Source organism: Hymenobacter coccineus, assembly GCF_001816125.1.
Lineage (GTDB): Bacteria > Bacteroidota > Bacteroidia > Cytophagales > Hymenobacteraceae > Hymenobacter > Hymenobacter coccineus.
The window spans coordinates 104,406-126,774 of sequence record NZ_MDZA01000111.1; the positions used below are offsets into that span (position 1 = coordinate 104,406).

General features: G+C 64.0%; 23 protein-coding genes, 1 tRNA gene and 1 pseudogene. 7 read left to right on the forward strand and 18 right to left on the reverse strand.

Going from position 1 to position 22,369, the window contains the following annotated elements; translation table 11 throughout:
• Positions 1-20 precede the first annotated feature (20 nt).
• From purN to BEN49_RS08610, 13 genes are all read right to left on the reverse strand, one after another.
• Complete coding sequence (purN, locus tag BEN49_RS08555) at positions 21-701, reverse strand: phosphoribosylglycinamide formyltransferase (protein ID WP_239691875.1); 681 nt, start codon at positions 699-701, stop codon at positions 21-23.
• Entirely contained in the window at positions 698-1,978 is a 1,281-nt protein-coding gene (gene purD / locus BEN49_RS08560; RefSeq protein ID WP_070742611.1) for a phosphoribosylamine--glycine ligase, read from the reverse strand. The genes purN and purD overlap by 4 nt, the downstream gene beginning before the upstream one ends.
• 96 nt (positions 1,979-2,074) lie before the next feature.
• Positions 2,075-3,475, reverse strand: coding sequence for a phosphoribosylaminoimidazolesuccinocarboxamide synthase (locus tag BEN49_RS08565; RefSeq protein WP_070742612.1), 1,401 nt, complete (start codon positions 3,473-3,475; stop codon positions 2,075-2,077).
• 6 nt (positions 3,476-3,481) lie between these two features.
• A complete protein-coding gene (locus BEN49_RS08570; RefSeq protein ID WP_083325920.1) occupies positions 3,482-4,375 on the reverse strand; it encodes a phosphoribosylformylglycinamidine synthase subunit PurQ in 894 nt (297 codons plus the stop codon).
• A 41-nt stretch (positions 4,376-4,416) separates the two neighbouring features.
• Positions 4,417-7,491 carry a phosphoribosylformylglycinamidine synthase subunit PurL gene (locus BEN49_RS08575; protein ID WP_083325921.1) on the reverse strand — a complete coding sequence of 1,025 codons (3,075 nt, stop codon included), beginning with the start codon at positions 7,489-7,491 and terminating at the stop codon, positions 4,417-4,419.
• Between the two features lie 38 nt (positions 7,492-7,529).
• Entirely contained in the window at positions 7,530-8,156 is a 627-nt protein-coding gene (pyrE, locus tag BEN49_RS08580) for an orotate phosphoribosyltransferase (RefSeq protein ID WP_070742614.1), read from the reverse strand.
• Between the two features lie 54 nt (positions 8,157-8,210).
• Positions 8,211-8,978: an orotidine-5'-phosphate decarboxylase gene (gene pyrF / locus BEN49_RS08585; RefSeq protein WP_070742615.1), complete on the reverse strand. Its 768-nt coding sequence runs from the start codon at positions 8,976-8,978 to the stop codon at positions 8,211-8,213.
• 144 nt (positions 8,979-9,122) lie between these two features.
• Positions 9,123-9,284, reverse strand: a complete 162-nt coding sequence (locus BEN49_RS27735) for a hypothetical protein (protein WP_158022798.1) — start codon at positions 9,282-9,284, stop codon at positions 9,123-9,125.
• Between the two features lie 518 nt (positions 9,285-9,802).
• Positions 9,803-9,964, reverse strand: coding sequence for a hypothetical protein (locus BEN49_RS27740; RefSeq protein ID WP_158022799.1), 162 nt, complete (start codon positions 9,962-9,964; stop codon positions 9,803-9,805).
• Between the two features lie 506 nt (positions 9,965-10,470).
• Positions 10,471-10,728, reverse strand: coding sequence for a hypothetical protein (locus BEN49_RS26720; protein ID WP_158022800.1), 258 nt, complete (start codon positions 10,726-10,728; stop codon positions 10,471-10,473).
• Complete coding sequence (locus BEN49_RS08600; protein WP_070742618.1) at positions 10,722-11,297, reverse strand: hypothetical protein; 576 nt, start codon at positions 11,295-11,297, stop codon at positions 10,722-10,724. The genes BEN49_RS26720 and BEN49_RS08600 overlap by 7 nt, the downstream gene beginning before the upstream one ends.
• Positions 11,294-11,818 carry a hypothetical protein gene (locus BEN49_RS08605; protein WP_070742619.1) on the reverse strand — a complete coding sequence of 175 codons (525 nt, stop codon included), beginning with the start codon at positions 11,816-11,818 and terminating at the stop codon, positions 11,294-11,296. The genes BEN49_RS08600 and BEN49_RS08605 overlap by 4 nt, the downstream gene beginning before the upstream one ends.
• Before the next feature lie 32 nt (positions 11,819-11,850).
• Positions 11,851-12,060, reverse strand: coding sequence for a hypothetical protein (locus tag BEN49_RS08610; RefSeq protein WP_070742620.1), 210 nt, complete (start codon positions 12,058-12,060; stop codon positions 11,851-11,853).
• A 388-nt stretch (positions 12,061-12,448) separates the two neighbouring features.
• On the opposite strand from BEN49_RS08610, the gene BEN49_RS08615 reads away from it, so the two are divergent.
• Positions 12,449-13,813 (forward strand): sigma-54-dependent transcriptional regulator, encoded by a 1,365-nt coding sequence (locus BEN49_RS08615; protein ID WP_070742621.1) that lies wholly within the window; start codon positions 12,449-12,451, stop codon positions 13,811-13,813.
• Positions 13,814-14,179: 366 nt separating this feature from the next.
• Here the strand turns inward: BEN49_RS08615 and BEN49_RS08620 are convergent, their stop codons facing one another.
• A complete protein-coding gene (locus BEN49_RS08620; protein ID WP_070742622.1) occupies positions 14,180-14,572 on the reverse strand; it encodes a T9SS type A sorting domain-containing protein in 393 nt (130 codons plus the stop codon).
• A gap of 189 nt (positions 14,573-14,761) precedes the next feature.
• Between BEN49_RS08620 and BEN49_RS08625 the strand changes: the two genes are divergently transcribed.
• The 4 genes and pseudogenes from BEN49_RS08625 to BEN49_RS08635 all read left to right on the forward strand — a co-directional run.
• On the forward strand, positions 14,762-15,883 hold the full coding sequence (locus tag BEN49_RS08625) for an NAD(P)/FAD-dependent oxidoreductase (protein ID WP_070742623.1): 1,122 nt from the start codon (positions 14,762-14,764) through the stop codon (positions 15,881-15,883).
• Positions 15,884-15,956: 73 nt separating this feature from the next.
• Positions 15,957-16,406: a hypothetical protein gene (locus tag BEN49_RS30480; protein WP_317040423.1), complete on the forward strand. Its 450-nt coding sequence runs from the start codon at positions 15,957-15,959 to the stop codon at positions 16,404-16,406.
• Positions 16,361-17,155, forward strand: a complete 795-nt coding sequence (locus BEN49_RS08630) for a type III polyketide synthase (protein ID WP_317040424.1) — start codon at positions 16,361-16,363, stop codon at positions 17,153-17,155. Before BEN49_RS30480 ends, BEN49_RS08630 begins: the two co-directional genes overlap by 46 nt.
• Before the next feature lie 200 nt (positions 17,156-17,355).
• Positions 17,356-17,955, forward strand: a pseudogene (locus BEN49_RS08635) (methyltransferase domain-containing protein); the annotation flags it as partial.
• A 109-nt stretch (positions 17,956-18,064) separates the two neighbouring features.
• Here the strand turns inward: BEN49_RS08635 and BEN49_RS25540 are convergent.
• The 3 genes from BEN49_RS25540 to BEN49_RS08645 all read right to left on the reverse strand — a co-directional run bounded on the left by BEN49_RS25540 (position 18,065) and on the right by BEN49_RS08645 (position 19,979).
• Positions 18,065-18,487, reverse strand: coding sequence for an energy transducer TonB (locus tag BEN49_RS25540; protein WP_083325922.1), 423 nt, complete (start codon positions 18,485-18,487; stop codon positions 18,065-18,067).
• Between the two features lie 209 nt (positions 18,488-18,696).
• Complete coding sequence (locus BEN49_RS08640; protein WP_070742624.1) at positions 18,697-19,599, reverse strand: histone deacetylase family protein; 903 nt, start codon at positions 19,597-19,599, stop codon at positions 18,697-18,699.
• Between the two features lie 305 nt (positions 19,600-19,904).
• Positions 19,905-19,979: transfer RNA gene (locus BEN49_RS08645), tRNA-Val, on the reverse strand.
• A 182-nt stretch (positions 19,980-20,161) separates the two neighbouring features.
• Here BEN49_RS08645 and BEN49_RS08650 point away from each other — a divergent pair.
• A complete protein-coding gene (locus tag BEN49_RS08650; protein WP_083325923.1) occupies positions 20,162-20,857 on the forward strand; it encodes a porin family protein in 696 nt (231 codons plus the stop codon).
• Positions 20,858-20,948: 91 nt separating this feature from the next.
• Positions 20,949-21,452, forward strand: a complete 504-nt coding sequence (locus BEN49_RS08655; protein ID WP_070742626.1) for a DUF6992 family protein — start codon at positions 20,949-20,951, stop codon at positions 21,450-21,452.
• Positions 21,453-21,611: 159 nt separating this feature from the next.
• Here BEN49_RS08655 and BEN49_RS08660 read toward each other — a convergent pair whose 3' ends face one another.
• The gene (locus tag BEN49_RS08660) at positions 21,612-22,190 is read right to left on the reverse strand and encodes a type 1 glutamine amidotransferase domain-containing protein (protein ID WP_193415779.1); all 579 of its coding nucleotides are present in this window, start codon (positions 22,188-22,190) and stop codon (positions 21,612-21,614) included.
• Positions 22,191-22,369 lie beyond the last annotated feature (179 nt).

Here is a 22,369-nt window from a genome sequence, read left to right on the forward strand (position 1 = left end):
AGAATTTTAACTTTTAACTCTCAACTTTTAACTGTTTTTTCAATCAAATCGGCCAGCGTGCGGGAGTACAGCTCGTGCTCCACGGCCAGGCCGCGGCGCTCCACTTCGGCCAGCGTGTCGGCCCCGCGCAAATCCACCGCTTGCTGGGCGAGGACGGGGCCCGTGTCGAGGCCCTCGTCCACAAGGTGCACGGTGATTTTGGTTTCTGGCAGGTGGTTATCAAACGCCCACTCGTAGGCGTGCAAGCCCTGGTGCTGGTGCGTGTCGGCGGGGTGGATGTTAACGATGCGGCCCGCAAACGGCTGGATGAAAGCCGGCGACAGGATGCGCATGTAGCCCGCCAGCACCACAAAATCGGGCCGGTACTGCTGGAGTAGCGCGGCGGCTTCGGCGTCGAATTCGGCCCGCTTGCGGCCCTGGCTGGGCAGCGCCGCCGTGGGGCAGCCCAGGGCCCCGGCGGCTTCGAGGCCGGGCGCGTCGGGCTTGTTGCTGAATACCACGGCCACCTCTGCTAAGTCGCGCAACGGCCGGTTTGGTGCGCGCACCACGGCCAGCATGTTGGAGCCGCGGCCCGAGAGCAGGATGGCCAGCCGCGCTTTGGCGGGGGCCCCGGGCGCGGGGCCCGCCGCGGGGGCGGAGGGGGCCGGGCGGCGGTCGTACTGCGGCGAGGTCGGCGTCATGGCAGCGGGTTCGAGCTTCAATTTACGGCGCGTTGGGTTAGCACCGGCGCGGGGCGCTGGGCAATGTCGGGCCGCACGTACTTGTCCTGGAACGCAACCAGCCCCGCGGCCTCGTAGGCCAGGGCCGTGGCGGCCGCCAGCGTGGGGCCCTGGGCACTGAGCACCAGCACTCGCCCACCGTTGGTAACCAGCTGTCCTTCAGCATTCCGCTTAGTAGCACCGTGAAAAGCCTCCACGCCGACCGGCAAGTTCTCCAGCCCCGTGATGGGGAAGCCCGTGGGGAACCCGCTGGCCGGGTAGCCGCCCGAGGCCAGCACCACGCCCACGTAGGCCCCCGGCCGCTGCCGCACCGCCTGCTGGGCCAGGCTACCGTCGAGCGTCGCCTCAATCAGCGTCAGCAGGCTGCTGTCCATCGCCGGCAGCAGCACTTCGGCCTCGGGGTCGCCGAGGCGCACGTTGTACTCCAGCAGTTTGGGCCCCGTAGGCGTCAGCATGATGCCAAAGTAGAGGAAGCCCCGGAACTCGAACTGCTCGTTTTGCAGCCCGCGCAGGGTGGGCTCCACGATGTCGCGCCGGATGTCGGCCAGCACGTTGTCGTCGGCAAACGGCACCGGGCAGTAGGCGCCCATACCGCCGGTGTTGGGGCCCTCGTCGCCCGCCAGCAGCTGCTTGTGGTCCTGCGAAGTGGCCAACAGCTTCATTTCGTGGCCATCGGTGAGGCCGATGATGCTAATTTCAGGGCCCGTCAGCCGTTCTTCCAGCAGGAACGAATACCAGCCGGTGTAGTGCGCCTGCAAGTCGTCGAGCGCCGCCTCGGCTTCGGCCAGCGAGCCGCACACGTACACGCCCTTACCGGCGGCCAGGCCGTCGTACTTCACCACCACCTGGCCGCCCAGCTCGGCGGCTTTGGCGCGGGCGGCGGCTATTTCGTCGCTGCGGAACGGCCAGGCCTGGGCCGTGGCCACGCCGTAGCGCCGCATGAAGTCCTTGCTCCACACTTTAGAGCTTTCCAGCAGGGCCCCCGCCTTGGTCGGCCCAAACACCTCAATGTCGGAACCGGCGAAGTAGTCGGCCACGCCGGCCGCCAGCGGAGCCTCGGGACCCACCACAATCAGCTGCACGCCCTGGTGCCGGGCGTAGGCTTCCAGCGCCGCAAAGTCGAGCGGGTCGAGGCCGGGGTGGCTGTTGGGGATGCCGGCGTTGCCGGGCACCACTTGCACCGAGGCACCGTCGCGGGTCAGCTTGGCGGCCATGGCGTGCTCGCGGGCCCCGGAACCGAGGAGAATGATGGGTTTCATGAGGTACCCCCGGCCTGCTTGCGCGAACGGGGCGTTGCATTGATCAAGAAAAGAAAAGCCCCTTCCTGAATCAGGAAGGGGTTAAATCACTAACGCTTACAGCGCCTTTAACTCCGCATCGGCAGCTTTCAGCTTGGCTTTGGTAGCGGCGATATCCTGGCGCAGGCGCTCGCGCAAACGCGGCGTGTTGAGGGCGCGCAAAGCTGCTTGGGCGGCGTTGTCGGGGCGCACCACGGTGAGGTTGGGCGTGCCGCTGGGCATGATGACCGACGAGTTCAAGTTCATGGCCAGCTCGGCGTAGTCCTTCCACGGCGGGCAGCTGATGACGGGCACGTTCACGTTGGCCGCCAGGGCCCCACCGAGGCCGTTGCTGAGGCCGGCCACGGCGATAAGCACGCCGGGCTCGATGGAGCGGTTCCAAACTTCGGCCATCGGGCCAATTTCCTCGCCGTTTTTGTGGGCTGAGCACACGCGGAGTTGCGTGAAGACCTCGTAGCCTTCGAAGAACGAGCGGATTTTCTGGCAGTGCTCCTTGTCGGCGGGCGAGCCCATCACGATGTTCACCCAGGCGTCCTTCATCAGGCCGGCTTTCACCAGGTTGCTAACCAAGCGGTTGGCCACGTTGCCGCCAGTGGCGGTTTCGTCGGCCGTGGCCAGGGGCTGGCCCACGATGCGCTGGTAGATGTCGAGGTAGCGGTTGGTAGCTTCCTGGGCTACTTCGGGGGTCAGGGCGCGGGGGTATTTGCCGTCCACCTTGTTGGCAATCAGCCACTGGCGCACGTACTCCTTGTCCATCTGCTCGGCGCCTTCGGGGTTCTTGGCGTAGTCCTCGGCGCTCCAGAAGCGCGACGAGTCGGGCGTGTGGATTTCGTCAATCAGGATCAGCTCGCCGTTCAGCAGGCCAAACTCATACTTGGTATCCACCAAGATGATGCCCTGCGACGCCAGCAAGTCGGAGCCTACCTTGAACAATTCCAGCGCCTTCTCGGCCATCTTATCGTACAGCTCCTGGCTCACCCAGCCCTCGCTCACGAGGTTTTCAGGAGTGATTTCACGGTCCGACTCCTCCTTGGTAGTCGGCGTCACGATGGGCGTGGGGAACTGCTGGTGCTTGACGAGGCCATCGGGCACGGTCACGCCCGAGAACGTGCGCTGGCCTTTCTGGTAGCCGCGCAGCATCGAGCCGGTGATGTAGTTCCGCACAATCATCTCCACCTTAATGGGTTGCGCTTCCTTCACCAGCATGGCGTTGGCGTCAATCATCTCCTTCACGTGGTTGGGGATGATGTGGGCCGTTTTCTCGAACCAGAAGTTGGCCAAGCCGTTGAGCACCGCGCCTTTGTGCGGCACGGCGGTGTCAAGCACCGAGTCGAAGGCCGACAGGCGGTCCGACACCACGATGAGGCGGGTGGTGTCGTCGATGCGGTAGCTGTCGCGGACTTTGCCGCGGTGCAGCAGTTGGAGTTGGGGGGTAGCGAAATGCGGGAGGGTGTTCATGGGGACTTAGTTGGCTAAAACCGAATGCTTTTGAGCAATGTGCTCCACGATGTTTTTGAAGATTTGGAGGCCCGCGCCTTCTTCCGAGGCAGCGGGGTTTTGGCGGCGGCGGCGGGCCCAGTCGGGGTGGTTGAAGGCCGACAGGAACGCCTCGGGGTGCGGCATCAGGCCGAACACCTGCCCGGTGGGGTCGGTGAGGCCGGCGCAGTTAAGGTCGGCACCGTTGGGGTTGTGCGGGTACTCGCTGGTGCCATCGCCGGCCGCATCTATATAAGAGAGGCAGTTCAGGCCGGCCGCTTCCAGGGCCCCGCGGGTGGCGGCGTCGGGCACCACGAGGCGGCCTTCGCCGTGGCGCACGGGCACCTCCAGCACGTCGAGGCCCTTAAGGAAAGGCGTGGTGGTGCGCGGGTGCACGCGCAGGCGCACCCAGCGGTCCTCGTAGCGGCCCGAGGCGTTGTGCGTCAAGGTCACTTCGGGCGTCACGTCGCCGCCTAGGTTGGGCAGCAGGCCCAGCTTCACCAGCACCTGGAAGCCGTTGCAGATGCCGAGCACAAACTTGCCGTCGGCAACAAACTGCTTGATATCATCCAGCAAGGTGCGGCCGCCGGGGCCCGTTTGGCGGTAGCGCAGCTTATTGGCCAGCACCACGCCCGAGCCCAGGTCGTCGCCAAACGAGAACCCGCCGGGGAAGGTAAGCACGTCGAAGTCGTGGATGCTCACCGCGCCGTGCAGCACCTGGTTGAGGTGCACGATAGTGGCCTGGGCCCCGGCGAGCCGGTAGGCGGCTGCAATTTCCTCTTCGCAGTTGATGCCGAAGCCGGTGAGCACGAGGGCCCGCACGACGCCATCTTGTGCCGGTAATTGAACTTTATGTACTAGCCCTTGCAAGTCTTGTGCCATCTGATTTGGGTTTTGGGCCGAAGCGCCAGCAGTTTGTGCTATTAGTGCCCAGCCGAATCGCCGAAGCCCGCCAGCTCATCCACGCCAAGCAATTGATTAACAGGCCCGTTTGACCAGGTGTGCCGCAACTCAGTAGTAGGGGCCTCAATGACCGTTTGACCAGCGTGACGCACGGTCAGTTGGTCGTCTTCGGTCACCAAGCCTAAGCGCGTGGCGCGGCCGCCCAGCAACGCCTCAAAGGCCACCACATCGGCCGGGGCCACGGTGGCCACGAAGCGCGAGTGCGACTCCGAAAACAGATGCGTAGCCAGCGGCAACGCGCTTTCCGGGAGCTCCACCGAAGCGCCGCAGCCGTAGCCGAACGTGGCCTCGGCCAGCGCCACGGCGAGGCCGCCGTCACTCAGGTCGTGGCACGATTGGATGAGGGCCCCGTCGTTGGCCTGGCCAATGAGGGTGTACAGGGCCTTGGCTTCCGCGAAGCGCACCTGGGGCACCAGGGCCCCCAGCTCGCCGTGCAGGGCGTAGAATTCGGAGCCGCCCAGCTCGTCGTAGGTTTCGCCGAGCAGGTAGATGACGTCGCCGGCCTCCTTGAAATCGGAGGTGATGGCGCGGCGCACATCTTCCATCTTCGCCGTCATGGAGTAGAGCACGGTGGGCGGCACGGAAATCTTCACGCCGTCGGCCTTGAAGTCGTTCTTCATGCTGTCCTTACCGCTCGTGAGCGGGATGCAATAGGCGGCCGTGGCGTCGCGCAGGGCCTCGCACATCTGCACCAGCTTGGCCAGCTTTTGCTTGCCGTCGGGGTTGATGGCGGGGTCGTACACCGAGTCGGGCACGCAGAAGTTGTCGTTTACCGACCAGAAAATGTTGTCGCCCGGCGTGAGGTTAGGCAGCTTGCCGCCCACGGCAATGATCTGGCGCACGGCCTCGTCAAACGAGCCGGCCGACATCTGGTAGGCGTCCAGGTCGCCGTAGCGGGGCAGAATGCCGTTGCTCACGGCCACGCCCTCCCAGCTCTCGAAGTTGAAGCGCACCACGGCCGCGTCCTGCGGGGCCTGGCCGGTGGCGCCCATCAGCGGCTTCACAATGGTGCGGCCCTTCACCTCGTGGTCGTACTGCCGAATAACCGATTCGCGCGAGCAGATATTCAGGGCTCCCAGCAGCAGTCGCAGCGTGCCGGTGTAGTCGGTTTGGGTCGGAATTTTCGGCTCGGTGGCCGCGGGTTTTTCGTATTCGGCCTCCAGCGTTTTGCGCGGCACGCCGTCGTGCAGGAACTCCAGCGCCAGGCGCGCCACGGGCTGCCCGTCGAAGTTCACGTCCAGCGAGCCGTCGTTGGTGAAGTGGCCAATGTCGGTCAGCTCGACTTCCATTTCCTGCCCCAGCGCCAGCAGCTCGGCCATGCGGCCGGGCTCCACCACCAGCGTAAACCGCTCCTGCGATTCGCTCACGAAAATCTCCCAAGGCCGCAAGCCGGGGTATTTCAAAGGCACTTTTTCCAGCTCTACTACCGCGCCGCCGCTGATGCCGGCCAGCTCGCCCACGGACGACGACAGGCCGCCCGCGCCGTTGTCGGTGCTGCACTTGAGCAGGCCCCGGCGGGCGGCAATGAGAAGGAAATCCATCGCCAGCTTTTGGGTAATGGGCGAGCCGATCTGCACGGCCGTGGCGGGCGCGCTTTCGTCCAGCTCGATGCTGGAGAAGGTGGCGCCGTGGATACCGTCCTTGCCCACGCGGCCGCCAGCCATCACAATCCGGTCGCCGGCGTCAATCTTTTTCTCCCACGAGTCGAGGCCCGCGAACTGCATCGGCATCACGGCGCCGGTGCCGCAGTACACCAGCGGCTTGCCGCGGTACCGGTCGTCGAACACGATGGCGCCGTTCACCGTGGGCACGCCCGACTTGTTGCCGCCGTCCTCGATGCCCTTGCGCACGCCTTCCAAAATGCGGCGCGGGTGCAGCTGGCCGGTCAGCAAGGGCCCGTCGTAGTCGGGGTTGCCGAAGCAGAGCACGTTGGTGTTGAACAACAACCGGGCCCCACCGATACCGGTAGCGAGCGGGTCGCGGTTGTTGCCTAAAATGCCGGTGATGGCCCCGCCGTAGGGGTCGATGGCCGAGGGCGAGTTGTGCGTTTCTACCTTCCACACAAACAGCGAGTTGGCGTTGATGCGCACGGCCCCCGCGTTGTCGCTGAACACTTTAATGAGCCAGTCGTTGCCGTTGGCGCGCAGCTGGCGGTCCACTTCCGAGGTGGCGTCCTTGATGTAGGTTTTGAAAAGCGAGTCAATCTGCTTCTCCTCCCCCGTCGCCAAATCCCGGTAGTTGATGACGGCGCTGAACTCCTTGTGCTTGCAGTGCTCCGACCAGGTTTGGGCGATAATTTCCAGCTCGCAGTCCGTGGGGTCGGCGGGCAGGCCCTGGGCGCGGCGCGCGGCCTGGGTGTCGGCCGCCGCGTAGTAGTCGCGCACGGCGCACATTTCCTCCAGGTTCAGCGCGTAAATGTTGTCCTTCGAGAGCTGCACCAGGGCCCCATCGCTGAGGCCGTTGAGCGAAATCGTCTCCGTAATGGCCTCCGCGCCGCCACCGGGCCGCGGCGTGTAGTCGCGGATGCCGTCGGCCACGCGGCCCACCTCGAAGCGGTTGATCATTTTGTTGCCCAGCAGCTCCTCGGCCAGGCGGCGCAGGTCGGCGGTGGGCAGGTCGTGCTCCAGCAAGTACAGGCGCTTGCTGAAGATGTGCTGTGTGCGCGTGTCAATCGGCTCGTTCAGAAAGTCGGCCAGCGCGTTTTGGGCGCTGGTGCCCTCGTCGTCGGTCACGCCGGGGCCCCGCGCTACCAGGATATAAGCAGCAAAGCCGGGCACTGGGGCCACGGCTTCGTTCAGGGTTACGTCGTGCAGGACCGGGTCGGCGAGGCAGCGGGTGGCAAAGGCGCGCAGTTGCTCCGGGCTGAGGGCCCCGTAGCGCACCGTGTAGCGGGCGGCGGTGCGCACGCGGCCGGTGGCCAGGCCCAGGTGGCGCGCCGCCGCGGCCGCTACCCGGTGGCCGTCGCCGTCGTGCTGGCCCGGTTTGAGGGTGAGTTGGATGGTATGGGTGGTCGGTTCCAAATCCGTCAAAGTCATAAGTCCTCGCTAAAAAGCTGCCTTCCCAATCAATGAATTTACGCGGCCTTCTCAGGCCGGCTGCCCGGCTTCACGGCCGGAACTCCGGCCAAATGCGCCGGGATGTGGTCGGCGTCAAACACGGCGGCGTTCACCGCCAACAGCGCAAAGTTCGGGAACGGAAGCTTCACCGCACCACCCGTCCGGTCAATTAATGAGGCCACGGCCAAAACTTCCACTCCCATCTCGGCCAAAACCCGTGCGACTTCCAAGGTGCTCTTGCCGGTCGTAACTACGTCTTCCGCAATGATTACCCGCTCGCCTGGGCGCAGCGCAAACCCGCGCCGCAGGGTCATTTCGCCCTGCGCGTCGCGCTCTGTAAAAAGTGAGGGCACGCCGAGTTGGCGGGCCAGCTCGTAGCTCACCACCACGCCGCCCATGGCGGGGCCCACCACGGTATCGGGCACCAGGCCAGCCGCCCGCAACTGCGCGGCCAGCACGGCCATGGCCGGGGCCGCCAACTCGGGCCGCCGCAAAAAGCGGGCGCACTGCACGTAAGTATCCGAGTGCAGGCCCGACGAGAGCTTAAAGTGGCCGGTCAGCAGCGCGTCTTCCTCGCGCAACTGCGCTTCCAGGATGGTGGCCACTTCGGCGGCGGGCAGGTCGGGGGTGAGAACTTGGGGCATGCTACTAATTATTTACTGTTGGTGATGATCCAGCTGCGTTGTGCGAACGGACAATCAGGGCTTCACCACGCGAAACTCATTTATCTGGTCGCGCAACTCCTGCGCGGCCGCGCCGGCATCGGCCGCTTGCCAAATGCTGCGCGAGGCATTAATCAGCACGCCGCTGCCGTCTTTGCGCAGGCCGGCTTTGAGCGTGGCGGCCAGGTCGCCGCCCTGGGCCCCAATGCCGGGCACCAGAAACCACTGCCGCGGGCAGGCGGCCCGCACACGGGCCATGGCCGTGGGCTCGGTGGCGCCCACCACGAGGCCGATGATGGCCTCGGGGAGCTCTTCGTCAAGCTGCCGGGCCACGTGGGCGGCCAGGTCGCTGAGGTGGCCTCCGTGGGCCAGGGCCTGGTCTTGCAGGTTGTGGTACGGCTTGTTGGAGGTTTTGGCCAGCGAGAACACCACCTTGCCGGGCCGGGCGAAGGGCCGGATGGCGTCGTCGCCCATGTAGGGGTTCACGGTCACGCCGTGGGCCCCTACCACGTCGTAGGCGAAGCGGGCGTAGTGGTCGGCCGTATTGGCAATGTCGCCAAACTTACCGTCCAGAATCACCGGAATATCGGCGGGAATGCTTTGGATGGTGCTCTTTAGCAGCGCCACGCCGTCTTCCCGACTCAGAAAAAAAGCCAAATTCGGCTTAAAGGCCGCCGCGTAGGCGTGGGTTTCGGCCACCACCTGGCGGAGGCGCACCGCCACTTCGGCATCGGTGCCGATGGGGTCGAGGCCCACGCAGAGTAGCGAATTGGCCGAGTGAACGCGGGTAATCAGTTGTTGCATAAGGGCGCGGGCTCGGTGAGCCCACGGGTAAAACGTACTATCAGTCTATTCAAATGCGCGGGCTTGTGACATTCGCGCGGCCCACTGGGGCCCTAAAAGTAAAACCACCCAGCTTGCGCCAGGCGGCATGCTACCGCAGATCAACTAGATAACGTTCTTGTGGTTGATGAAGAACGGCACCACTTGCCACACCTTAATCGCTGCCATCCGCTTGGGGTTAGTGCTCGAGTTGCAGTTACCAGCGTGGGTAGCCATCGAAGACAGCGCAGCAGCGGCTGCTTGCGGGGAAAGCCTATTGGTAGCCATAAGATGAGAAATAAGCGAGTGCGGGTGGTTCTATTCTAATTAGAAATTGAGCCGTGCGGACATAAAAAAACCGCCTCGGAAAACCGAAACGGAAACTGGGCAAGCATCAGAAAATACAGAAAAAACGCCGTGGGCAACGACCGGTTGGTCCTCTCGCAGAACTCCTTGCGGCTTCGTTCCACACGCCATTAGATGATGATTGGGGCGAATCATGGTGCAAAATTACGCCAATTTTATGCCCAGTGATTATCCCACCGCGTTAATTTTTTATTTCGTCACAAACGAAATCTTTACTGGCTCCCTGAATCGCGCTAATCAATTAATTCCAACCGGATTTACCCCCCGGTTTAAGGCGCAATCTTTTTTAGGGTACCGCGACTGGCTGCGCCACCAGGGCCCCTAACCCTATCTTCGGCCCTCTACTTCGCCCCAAGCTCCGGCCCGGCGGCGCGCCCAACGCACGGGGCCCGGCTGACATTGCGTCGGCCGGGCCCCATGGCATTATTAGCAGTGTAGGGCTACTGGGCCACCACCAGGCGCTGGGAAGCTACGCGGTTGCCCGCCCCGTCGCGCACTACCACGTGGTAGAGGCCGGTGGGCAGCGTAGGCAGCGTGGCCAAGGCGCCGGCTTCGGCCGCCAGGGGCACCTGGCGCACGAGCTGGCCCATTTCCGAGTACACGGCTACGCTGGTAGCGCCGGTGCCTTCGTAACGCAGGCTTACGGGGGGGCCGACGCAATTGCGGGGTGGGGTACACTTGCAGGCCGCCGCTGGCCAGGGCCGCGGCGCTGGCGTCGGTGTACTGGTAGCGGCGGGCCTCCAAGCTATTGCCCGAGGCGGCCACCTGGCCCACGGCCCGGAACTCAGTGACGCTGCCAGCGCGGCGCTTTACTACAAACTGGCTGCTGTTGTGCTCCGAAGCCGTGGCCCAGGCCAAGTTGGTGCCAGTAGCAGTGTGGCGGCCGGTGAAGTCGGTCAGCACCACGGGCAGGGGGGCGGGCACAAACACCACGGGCAGCACCGCCTGCGGGTCGTCGGCGAAGGTGTTGTAAACTTTCATACCGCTCAGGGCGGCTACCCCGCTGGCTACGTTAAGCCGCACCGAAGCGAAGGGCTTAGAGCAGTTTCAGACTCATCAGCTAGTAGCGCGAACTTTGTAGTTCGCGGCTTTCGCTTCGTCCTACCAGTCACCGTTCAGCGACGCGAACTACAAAGTTCGCGCTACTGCCCGCTGCTGTGTACACTGACGCCGAAACCGCTCCAGTAGTGAGGAACGAAAGCTCGTCGCGGCCATTGGGCAACACCCCAATCGATAGCAAGCTGCTAGCCGAAGCGCTTTCCATGAGGTTACCTGTGGCGTCGTAGGTCGACAAGATGAGGCTTCTTAGCACGTTGGCGTCCAGCAAGCCGCCGTTCAGCAGGCCATTGCCAGGCCCGATTACCATGCCAGCGCGGTTGCCGGCCAGGCCGGTGCCGTTGAGGTCAACCCGCAAGAATTGGTCGCTGCCCACCCAAGGGCAGAAGACATCACTGCATAATCGTTGGGGTTAGCGCTGGCGGCGTCCTGAGGGTTTATAACACTGGCAGTAGTCACGCACGTAGTAGTCACGCCCAAATAGGTAACCGTGGTACAGATTTGCGAATTGGCGCTGCTGGTAGCGTGGTTGGTAGTGGTGGCAAAATCCGAAATTACCTGCTTGGCCTGCCCGAAGGCGCGGGGCTCCAGGCCGAAGCCGTAGTACAGCTGCATGTTGTCGAGCACCGAAACCGTCGACGTACGCTCGATGCTCACGGCACCGAACGGCAGCGTGGTGGGGAAGCCCACCCGCGTTTGGCCACCGGGCAGCACGTTCAGTTGCAATAGGCTAGCGTCGGTGTTGGTTTCCTGGGGCACGCCGTTCAGGAACGTGCGGATGCGCACGCCGCTCAGCACGTTGGCGTCCAGCAAGCCAGCGTTGCCCACCGTGAAGCCGGTGTGGTAACCGGCCGGCAAGGCAGGGCCCTCCAGCTTCACTTGCAGCGTGGGGGGCAGTCTACCGTGGCGAAGCTGCCGAACGTGGCGTAGTTGGTTAGGTCCGTGTCCACGGCGCGGGCCGGGTTGCCCACGTTGAAATTCACACACGCTTGCACCAGTGCGTTGCCGTTGAGCTTGTAGGCAGTGCTGCTGTAGTTGGCGGTGTTGGGGGTGGCGAACCCTTTCAGCGGCACCTGCGAGGCCCCAACGACACCGTAGGCGTTGTACACGTTGGTTTTAAAGTTCAGGTTGGCGACGTTGGCCACCGTCACTTCCACCGCGTCGAACGGCTTAGTAATCACGAAATCGACCGGCGTGGGCTCGGTACCGGTGCTGAGCAGGTAGGCCTGGAGCAGTGTGGCGTCAATCAAGTGGCTTTCCTGGAGCATACCGTTGAGGTAAGTACGCATCACGGTGGCTCCCAGAGCCAATACGCCGGTGCCCGTCGCGTTGGCGAACAGCATGCCGGCCCGGTAACCAGCCGAGACGGGTCCGCCGGCCAGCGGCAGGCGCAGCGTCACGGAGTTGTAGATGTCGGTGGTCAGGGAAGCGGCTACCGCGGCCCCACGGCGCCCAGCGCCACGCTGCCGCCGTCCGTGAGCGTTGGCGAGGTGGGCACAATGGCCCCGCCAGAGCCATTGAAATAGTAGGCCCGCGGCAGAGCAGTTTGGGCCAGGCTGCCTGCAACAGCGGCCAGCAGCAGGGTGAGGACACACACCAACCGCTGGAAGGTACGGGCAAACGTCGGGTTAGAATAATACATGATAGAGCAGAAAAGTAGCAATGGAACAATAGAAGTTGGTCTGATTGGCGTCCATGTTTACAATCGACTCTTCATTTTTTTATTAATTATTCAAAATATTGTAAATTAGCATTTTATATAAATTTTTAGTCGTTTAAATCTGATTTTACGTTCCAATGTGGGATTTATATTCCTAAATTGAGAATAGGGTTCTTTTAAAACTGAGAATTTAATTTTATTTATGCGATCCAAGTGCTTAATTTTGTCATATATAGAGTTTTTGGCCGGCTTTTATCCTAAAAATAAAGCTATTCAATAATTATAATTTTTTTAATAAAATTTCTGATTTTGTTATGTTACTGGCCAAACTGTGGGGCCCTTAACTTCGCCTCATATCCCCTGCGTTTGTATGGAAGCACCTCTTCCTTTAAGTATATTTATTGTAGAAGACAACGAGTGGTACGGCGAGCTGCTGCTCCACCAACTGGGCCGCAACCCCGACCACCACGTGCAGCGCTTTGGCACGGCTCGCGAGTGCCTGGCCCAAATGGCCAAGGAGGTGCCCGACGTCATCACGCTGGACTACTCGCTGCCCGACGCCGATGGCGAGCACACGCTGCGCCAGCTGCGCGAACGGGCCCCCCAGGCGGCCATCGTAATCATTTCGGGGCAGGAAGACGTGGCCACCGCCGTGGCCCTGCTGCGCCTGGGGGCCCACGACTACCTGGTGAAGGACGCCTCGACCGGCGAGCGCCTGTGGACGCTGCTGGGCCAAGTGCGCCAGCAGGTGCGCCTGCGCCGCGAAAACGAGCAGCTGCGCCAGCAGCTCGACGCCCGCAGCGCCGGCGCCAGTTCGCCCATTCTGGGCACGCACCCCACCATGCTGCGCTTACAAGAGCTCATCAGCAAGGCGGCGCGCACCACCATTACGGTGAGCGTGAGCGGCGAAACCGGCACCGGCAAGGAGTTGGTGGCCCAGGCCATTCACGCGCGCTCGGAGCGGGTGAGCCGGCCATTTGTGGCCGTGAACATGGCGGCCATCCCGCGCGAGCTGCTGGAGAGCGAGCTGTTTGGGCACGAGAAGGGGGCCTTTACGGGGGCCGTGGCGCGGCGGGTGGGCCGCTTCGAGGAGGCCGACGGCGGCACGCTGTTCCTCGACGAGGTGGCCGACCTGGAGCTGGGCCTGCAAGCCAAGCTGCTGCGGGTGCTGCAAGAGCGCGAGCTGGTGCGGGTGGGCGGCCGCCAGCGGGTGGCCTTCGACGTACGCCTGGTGGTGGCCACCCACCACGACCTGCTAACCGAGGTGCGAGCCGGGCGCTTCCGCGAAGACCTGTACTACCGCTTGCTGGGCCTGCCCATTGCCCTGCCGCCGCTGCGCGAGCGGGGCCCCGACATACTGCTGCTGGCCGAGGCCTTCGTGCAGACGTTTTGCCAGCGCAACAACCTGCCTCCGCACCACCTCGGCGACGACGCCCAGCAGCGGCTACTGGCCCACCCCTTCCCCGGCAATGTGCGCGAACTGAAGGCGGTGGTGGAACTGGCCGCCGTGCTGGCCGAGGGCGACCTGATCCGCAGCGCCGACCTGTCGCTGCGGGGCCCCGCCCCGGCGGCCGACAACGGGGGCCCCCGCACGCTGCGCGAGGAAACCACCCGGCTCGTGCAGGAGTGCCTCGACACAATGGGCGGCGACGTGCTGGCCACGGCCGACCGCCTGGGGGTAGGCAAATCCACCATCTACCGCATGATCAAGCAGCAGTACGTGCAAGTGCGCTGATGCTGCATCCCGCTGCTAACCACAATTTTCTCCTATCTTAGCCAGGCCTTAATTTTACACTGGTTCAGGACAACTTAATACCGGGGCTCCGGGTTATATAGCCAATCAGCACTGGTTCCGCGCGGCACCGGTGAGTTTATTCGCACTATTCATTCATTGTCGTTATGTTGACCCTCGTATTAGGCCTGTTGGGCGCTGCCGCCCTCGTTGCCCGCCGCGCCGCCCAGGCCGCCCAACCCAAGCTGGTTCCTGTGCCGGTGCGGAGCAAATAAGCTCCACCTACCGCTTAAATAGAAAAAGCAGCCCGAGGGGCTGCTTTTTTATTGCCTGCGCCACAAGAAAACCGGGGCGTTGCCGTTGAAATCGTTAGCGGATGACGAGCTTACACATTTGGTTAACGCCGCTGCCTTCCAGCTTTACGTAGTATAAACCGTTGGCGAAGCGGCTCAGGTCGAGCATTTTGGTAGCGCGGTTGTTGAGGTCGCTCATGGTTTCGTGGTACACTACGGAGCCAATCACATTCAGCACTTGCAACTCAATGCGGCGGCCTTCCTGGCCGCTGATGGTGAGCTGCACCATGCCGGTGCTGGGGTTGGGGTACACCGCCAGCGCTTTCTCATCGGTGCCGGGGCGCGTTTGCTGCACGGCGGTGTGCTGGGTTTCAATGGGCCGGGCCGGGGCTACCGGGGCAAACCCGCTGGCCAGGCCAGCAGTGGCCAGGGCCAGGAAGAAGGAAAGAGCAAGTAGGCGTGGCATCATGCAAAAAATCAAAGTGGCGAACCAGCCCGGCCGCTGCGGAGAACGCACGGGCTGATGGAGTTAACGGCGGGAATTAATTTTGGTTGACAAATATAATCCCAAATCCCTATGTTATTAGTGAAAAAGTTGTTATTACCGATGGAATCAAACGTTTTCCCGATTGCTCACCACTTTTCATCGCCCAACTGAGTGGATGTCCTCATTATCGGCGGCGGCTTGGCCGGTTTGGCGGCGGCCCTCGACTTAGCCGGCCGCGGCCACGCCGTGGCCCTGGCCGAGCGCCGGCCCTACCCCTTCCACCGCGTGTGCGGCGAATACGTCAGCAACGAGGTGCTCCCGTACCTGGCCCGGCTCGGGGCCGACCCAGCCCCGCTGGGCGTGGCCAACATCCGGCGGTTTGAATTATCGTCGCCGGCCGGGCGCGTGCTGCGCAGCCCTCTCGACCTGGGCGGCTTTGGGGTGAGCCGCTACGCGCTCGACGAATTTCTATACCAGAGGGCCCTGGCCGTGGGCGTGCAATTTTACCTGCCCGCCACGGTGGCCAGCGTGGCCTTTGATGCTGCTGCGGGCCGCCACGCGGTGGCGTTGGCCGATGGCCGCACCCTGGCCCCGCGCGTAGTGCTGGGGGCCTACGGCAAGCGCGCCAACCTGGACCGCCAGCTGGAGCGGCCGTTTTTTCGGCAGCGCTCGCCCTACCTCGGGGTGAAGTACCACCTGCGCCTACCGGGCCACGCCCGCGACGTGATTGCGCTGCACAACTTCCGCGATGGCTACGCGGGCATTTCGGCCATCGAGGACGGCAAGCTGTGCTTTTGCTATCTCACTACGCGCACTAATTTGAAGGCCCACGGCGGCACCATTCCGGCGATGGAAGCGGCGGTGCTGCACCGCAACCCGCACCTGCGCGCCATCTTCCACGAAGCCGAGTTTCTGTACCCGCAGCCGGAGGTCATCAACGAGATTTCCTTCGCCCCGAAGCAGCCCGTGGAGCAGCACGTGCTGATGTGCGGCGACGCGGCCGGCCTCATCACGCCGCTGTGCGGCAACGGCATGGCCATGGCCCTGCACGGCGGGGCCTTGGCCAGCGCCGCCGCCCACGATTTCCTGACCGAAACCACCGGCCGCGCTGCGATGGAAGCGGCCTATGCCCAGACGTGGCGGGCGCAGTTTGGGGCCCGGCTGCGGGTGGGGCGTGCGGTGCAGGGCCTGTTTGGGGGCCCCGTGCTGAGCGAGGCCGTGGTGGGGGCCCTGGCCCACTGGCCGGGCGCGGTGCGGGCCCTGATGCGGCGCACCCACGGGGCCCCTTTTTAGGAAAAAAGCCGGCGAGCCGCCGGCCAAAATCTTTTCCCCCCGCGGGCCCCGTATTTTGCGTAAACTACGCTTAATGACCAGCTACCTAGGGGCCATCGGCACCGCCAACCCGCCGCACTGCCTTGGGCAGCAGCAAATTGCCGATTTTATGGCCCAGGCCCTCGAATTCGGGGCCGACGATGCCCGCCGGCTGCGGGCCCTGTACCGGGTGTCGGGCATCGGGCACCGCTACTCGGTGCTGCCCGACTACGGCCGCGCCAATGGCGACTACACCTTTTTCCCGAACACGCCCGGCCTGGAGCCTTTTCCCAGCGTGGGGCAGCGCATGGCCGTGTACCGCCGCGAGGCCCTGCCGCTGGCCCTGGCCGCCGTGGCCGACTGCCGCCGCCAAGTGCCGAGCCTGGATTTGGCCACCGTCACGCACCTTATTACGGTGAGCTGCACGGGCATGTACGCCCGGGGCTCGACATTGAGCTGGTGCAGGCCCTGGGCCTGCCGGCGTCGGTGCAGCGCACCTGCGTGAACTTCATGGGCTGCTACGCGGCCGTGAACGCCCTGAAGCTGGCCGACGCCGCCTGCCGCGCCCACCCCGCCGCCCGCGTGCTGGTGGTGAGCGTAGAGTTGTGCACGCTGCACTTCCAGAAAAGCGCCGAGGACGACCACCTGGTGAGCAACGCGCTGTTTGGCGACGGCGCGGCGGCCTGCCTGGTGCAGGGCCAGCCGCTGCCCGACGGGGCCCCCAGCCTGGCCCTCACCGCGTTCCACTGCGGGCTGGAGCCCGACGGGCACGCCGACATGGCCTGGCACATCAACGATTTTGGGTTTGAGATGACGTTGAGCAGCTACGTACCCCGGCTCATCCAACGGGGCATCGGGCGGCTCACCGAGCAGCTGCTGGAACACCTGCCCGTGCAGCGCGCGGACATTCACCACTTCGCCATCCACCCCGGCGGACGTAAGATTCTGGAAACCATCGAGCAAGCGCTGGATTTGAGCCACGACGACAACCGCTTCGCCTACCGCGTGCTGCGCGACTACGGCAACATGTCGTCGGCCACGGTGCTGTTTGTGCTGCGCGACGTGCTGGCCGCCGCTACCCCCGCCGACCACGGGGCCCCGGTGCTCAGTTTTGCCTTCGGCCCCGGCCTAACGCTGGAAGCCATGCTGCTGGAGATTTCAGTTGATAGTAAACAGTTAACAGTTGACCGAGCAGAGGCCGTCCATTTGATGGAAGCTGAGCCGGTTGCCGCCGCGCTCGTGGCCGCTGAGTAGTTATCGGCGCGTACTGAATGATTAGGTGATTATCCAGGCGGGGTGGTCCGGCGACTTTTTCAGTCGTCGGACCACTCTTACGATACCCCGGGGCCACTGTTTTTTTAGTCAGAATGGCCCGACGACTAAAAAAGTCGCCGGACCACTTCGTTTTCAACCCCTGTTAAATGCTGAACAATCGCGCGCCGGGCCCCGAGCTGATGGACGACCTGACGCTGGCCTCGGACGACTTACGCCGCAACCTCGACGAGCTGGAAGTCATCAATACTTGGCTGGGCGGCTACCAGCCGGTACTGGACGCGTTGGCCCGGCTGCGGCCGCGCTTCCCCACGGGCCGAGCCCTGCGCGTGGCCGACTTGGGCAGCGGCGGCGGCGACACCCTGCGCCACGTGGCCCGCTGGGCCCGCCGCCACGGCGTAGCGGTGGAGCTGGTCGGCATCGACGCCAACGCTTTTATGCTGGACTACGCCCGCGCCAAAAGCCAGGATTACCCCGAAATCAGCTACCGGCAGTTCGACATTTTCTCGGCCGAATTTCAGGCCCAGCCCTTTGATGTGCTGACGTGCAGCTTGTTCTGCCACCACTTCACCGACGACGAGCTGGGGGCCCTGCTGCGGCAATGGGCCCGGCAGGCGCGGGTGGCGGTGGTCGTCAACGACCTGCACCGGCACTGGCTGGCCTACGGCAGCATTTGGGCCCTGACGCGGCTGCTCGGCGGCTCGTACCTGGTGCGGCACGACGCGCCGCTGTCGGTAGCCCGTGCCTTCCGGCGCGCCGACTGGGCGCAGCTGCTGGCCCGGGCCGGCCTGGCGCAGTACGAGTTGCGCTGGCGCTGGGCGTTTCGGTGGCAGCTGGTTATTTGGCCGGCGGCCGGGGCCCCGGCGGTTGGTGAGGGGCCGGTTGCCGTTGCTAAAAAGCAATCGGCAGTGTATAGCAAACCGCCACGGGCTTGCCGTTTTGCTTGCCGGACCGGAAGCGCGGCAGCTTGCCCACCGCCGCCAGAACAGCCGCGTTGCAGCCGCCGTCCGGGCCTTTAATAACTTTAGCGTCCTTCACGGTGCCGCTGGGGCCCACCACAAAGTACACGAACACCTTGCCGCCACAGCCACCCGCCGGCGCTACCCGCGCCTGAATGGCCGCTATAATGGCCGCGTTGCCACCGCCATCCGGCAGCTGCGGCATCTGCTCGACGTAGGTGTAAACCTTGGCCGAATCAGGCGTGTGCACGACCTGGTAGGCGTTCGGCATGGTTTGGGCCGCAGCGGCGCAGGTAGCGACCAGGAAAATACTGGCGGCCAGCACTAACCGGCGCGATGAGAAGAAGAAAGCCATACCGCAATATACACGGCAAGCGGCATGGCCGGCTACCCGAGTAGCAGCCTCTACTAAGCCGCTGGGGGCCCTGGCTGGCTACCCAATCAAAGCTTTGTCATTCCGACGAAGGAGGAATCTGCGGCCTGTCCTTGCCTGTTTTATCCAGATTCCTCCTTCGTCGGAATGACAAAGCCCTGGCCCTGGTTGGCCGCCGCCGGGGCCCTAATTCAGCCCCACAGAGCCGCTGCTACCCGGAACGTATTGGCGTGGGCTTCCACAATGTCGGCGATGCGGGTGGAGTAGCCGCCGCCCATGCACACCACCACAGGCAGGCCCTGGGCGTGGCAGAGGCGGAGCACCAGCTCGTCGCGCTGGCGGCAGCCGTCGCGGCTCAGGGCCAGGTAGCCGAGCTTGTCGGTGGCCAGCACGTCCACGCCGGCCAGGTAGAAGATGAAGTCGGGGCGCACCTGCGCCACCAGGGGCCCCAGGGTGGCGGCCAGCAGGGTGAGGTACTCGGCGTCGGCGGTGCCGTCGGGCAGGGGCTGGTCGAGGTCGGAGGTTTCCTTGCGGCCGGGGTAGTTGCGGGCGCCGTGTACCGAGTAGGTGAACACGCGCGGCTCGTGCTGGAAAATGGCGGCCGTGCCGTTGCCCTGGTGCACGTCTAGGTCCACAATCAGCACCTGCTTCGCCAGCCCGTTGGCCAGCAGCCAGGCGGCGGCGGCGGCCTGGTCGTTCAGCAGGCAGAAGCCCTCGCCCCGGTCGCGAAAGGCGTGGTGGGTGCCGCCGGCAATGTTGAACGCCGCGCCGTGCACCAGGGCCCGCCGGGCGCACTCGATGGTGCCACCCAGGATGGTGATTTCGCGCGCAAACAGCTCCGGCGACCACGGGAAGCCCGTCACCCGCTCCTCCTGCCGGGTGAGCTGGCCCCGGCGCAGGCGCTCGTAATACCCAGCGTCGTGCACCCGCAGAATGTCCACGTCGGGCGGCGGCGTGGGCACAAAAAAATCGTCGGCCGTGGCTGTGCCTTCGTGCAGCAGCTGCTCGGGCAGCAGCTCGTACTTCAGCATCGGGAAGCGGTGGGCGGCCGGCAGCGGGTGGGCGTAGCTGGGCGCGAAGGCAATGGGCAGCATCGGGTTAGGCTTTCGTTGTCAGCGTATAACCAGTAGGAAAGGATTGTAAAACGGAGTGGCACTCCATTTCCGTGCGAACCCTAAACGGCGTGCCACTCCGTTTTACAGCGCCGGGTACACCGGCTCAACAGTTGCGCTGGGAATATGGCCGGTTGGAATGGCTGCCACGCCCAGCGCCGGGGCCCCTAAAAGCAAGGGCGGTGGTTTGAAACGGGGTGGCCCGACGACTAAAAAGTCGCCGGGCCACCCCGTTTCAAACCACCGCCAAAGCAAAAAGCCTCCCCGCGCGGCGGAAAGGCTTTTTGTGAGGCATACTGGGCTCGAACCAGTGACCCCCACCGTGTCAGGGTGGTACTCTGAACCAACTGAGCTAATACCCCAAAGATGCCCGCGCCGGGGGCGGCGGGCCGGGCAAAGGTAGCACCGGCCCGCGGATTTTTAGGGCCCCGGGGCCCCGGCGGGCAACTTTCTGCCCGGGGCCAAGTATAGGGCATTGTCGATACCCGATGTGGGGCCCTGGTGGGGCCACCGTTTTTTACCCCTTTATCCATTCCCTTTATTTATGAAAAACCTTCTCCTCACGCTTATGCTGGGCGCCGCGGCGGCCCCGGCAGCTATGGCCCAGGCCCGCGCCGGCGGCAACATGTCTTCGAAAGACTATACCGGCGGCGCCGTCACCGACTCGCGCAACACGGGCTTCGGCATCAAGGGCGGCTACAACCTGACCAACCTCTACGGCAGCGGCAAGGGCTTGTTCAACCCCGACTACCTCAACGCTTTCCACGGCGGCATCTACGGCCAGTTTGGCTTCAACCAAGTGTCGTCCCTTCAGGTCGAGCTGCTGTACACCCGCAAGGGCTACACCGCCAACTTTGCCGGCGGGGCCTACAACGAAAGCCAGCGCACCACCCGCCTGAACTACTTGCAGCTGCCCATCCTGTACGTGGCCAATTTCACCAAAAACCTGAGCTTCCACATCGGCCCGCAGGTGTCGCTGCTGACCAACGCCCGGGTGTACGACCAGGACCTTGCCTTATCCGCCGGCGGCTTCAACTCGCTTGACTACGGCGCCGTGGCCGGCTTTGAGGGCCGCGTGGGCCCCGCCCGCATCGGCGTGCGCTACGACCTGGGCCTGGGCAACGTGTACAAGGACGGCGTATCGGTAAAGTATGGCAACAACACTGTGGCCAACCTGACCAATACCAACTTGCACAACCAAACCTTCCAAGTGTACCTGGGTTTGGGCTTCACCCAATAGGCCCACCGGGGGCCCATTGCCGCCTGTGCCGCCTGCCTGCGCGTACCCTCCGGGTTGCGGTGGGCAGGCGGCTTTTTTATTTCCTGTTCCCATGCCCGTTCTCGACCCCAACGCCCTGTACGCCACCCGCGAGCTGATTGTGGGCCGTGGCCTGGCGGTGCTCGCCGCCTGGGTCATCGGCAACCTGGCCATCAGCGGCTACGCCGTGGCCCACGCCGACCGCCGCCACGCGTCCTACTACTTCCATTTCATGAACGCGGCCTGGGCCCTGGTGAACGCGGGCATTGCCGCCTGGGGCATCGTGATGCTGCGCCGCCTGCCGCCGGCTGGCTGGTCGCTGGCCGCCGAGGCGGGGGCCCATCACCACGACGAAAACCTGTTCCTCTTCAACACTGGGCTCGACGTAATTTACATCATCGTGGGCCTCTGGCTGCGCCGCCGGGCCGCCGCACCCGACGCGAGCAACCCCACCCGATTGGCCGGCTTCGGCCGCTCAGTGCTGCTCCAAGGCGCTTTCCTGTCCGCGTTCGACCTAGCGATAACGGCCTTGCTGCACCTGGCTGGGGCCCCGTTGCGGGCCGCCGGCCTGCTGTAGCGCGGGCGCTGCAAGTCCGCGCTGCTCGCTTCGCTCTGCCGGTAACCGGTGAACGATTACCGTTTAGCGACTCGGATTCGCAGAGTCTGAGCTACACGCAAAAAGGCCCGCTACTGCACAGTAGCGGGCCTTTTTGCTGTTAACCTAAGGCTGGGGGCCCTAGCTGCGCGAGGCGTGCTGGCCTTCCAGGATTTCCTCTACAATCTTCTTGTTGAAGGCGGGCAGGTCGTCGGGCTTGCGGCTGGTGATGAGGCCTTTGTCGACCACCACTTCCGAGTCTTCCCAGTGAGCGCCGGCATTTTTGAGGTCGGTTTTCAGGCTAGGCCAGCTGGTCATTTTCTTGCCGCGCACGGTGTCGGCCTCAATTAACGTCCAGGGCCCGTGGCAGATAGCGGCCACCACTTTGCCCGAGTGCATGAACTCGCGCACGAAGTCCACCACTTTGGGCTCGATGCGCAGCTTGTCGGGGTTGATTTGGCCGCCGGGCAGCACCAAGGCGTCGTAGTCGGCCACGCGGGCCTCGTCGATGACTTTATCGACGCTCACTTTGTCGCCCCAGTCGTTGTTAGGGCCGTCCCAGCCCTTGATGGAGCCGCTTTTGAGGGAGATGACGTGGGCGGTGGCGCCCTCGCCTTCCAGGTATTTTTTGGGCTCGGTCAGTTCGACCTGCTCGAAACCGTCGGTGGCAATGATGGCAATTTTCTTGCCTTTAAGCTTATCGCTGCTGAAGATGGACATGGGTGGGAAATGATAAAAGGAACGGGCCGGGGATAGTCCTGGCTCGTTCTCTTACGCCCCCGGGGCCCTTTGGTTTCTCCTAAAAATCCGCGGGCTTCAACCCCGTTTTCTTGGCAATGCGGCCCGGCATCACCGGCCCAATCTCGTCGGCGTCGTGAAAAGCTGCTCCAACCGCTCGG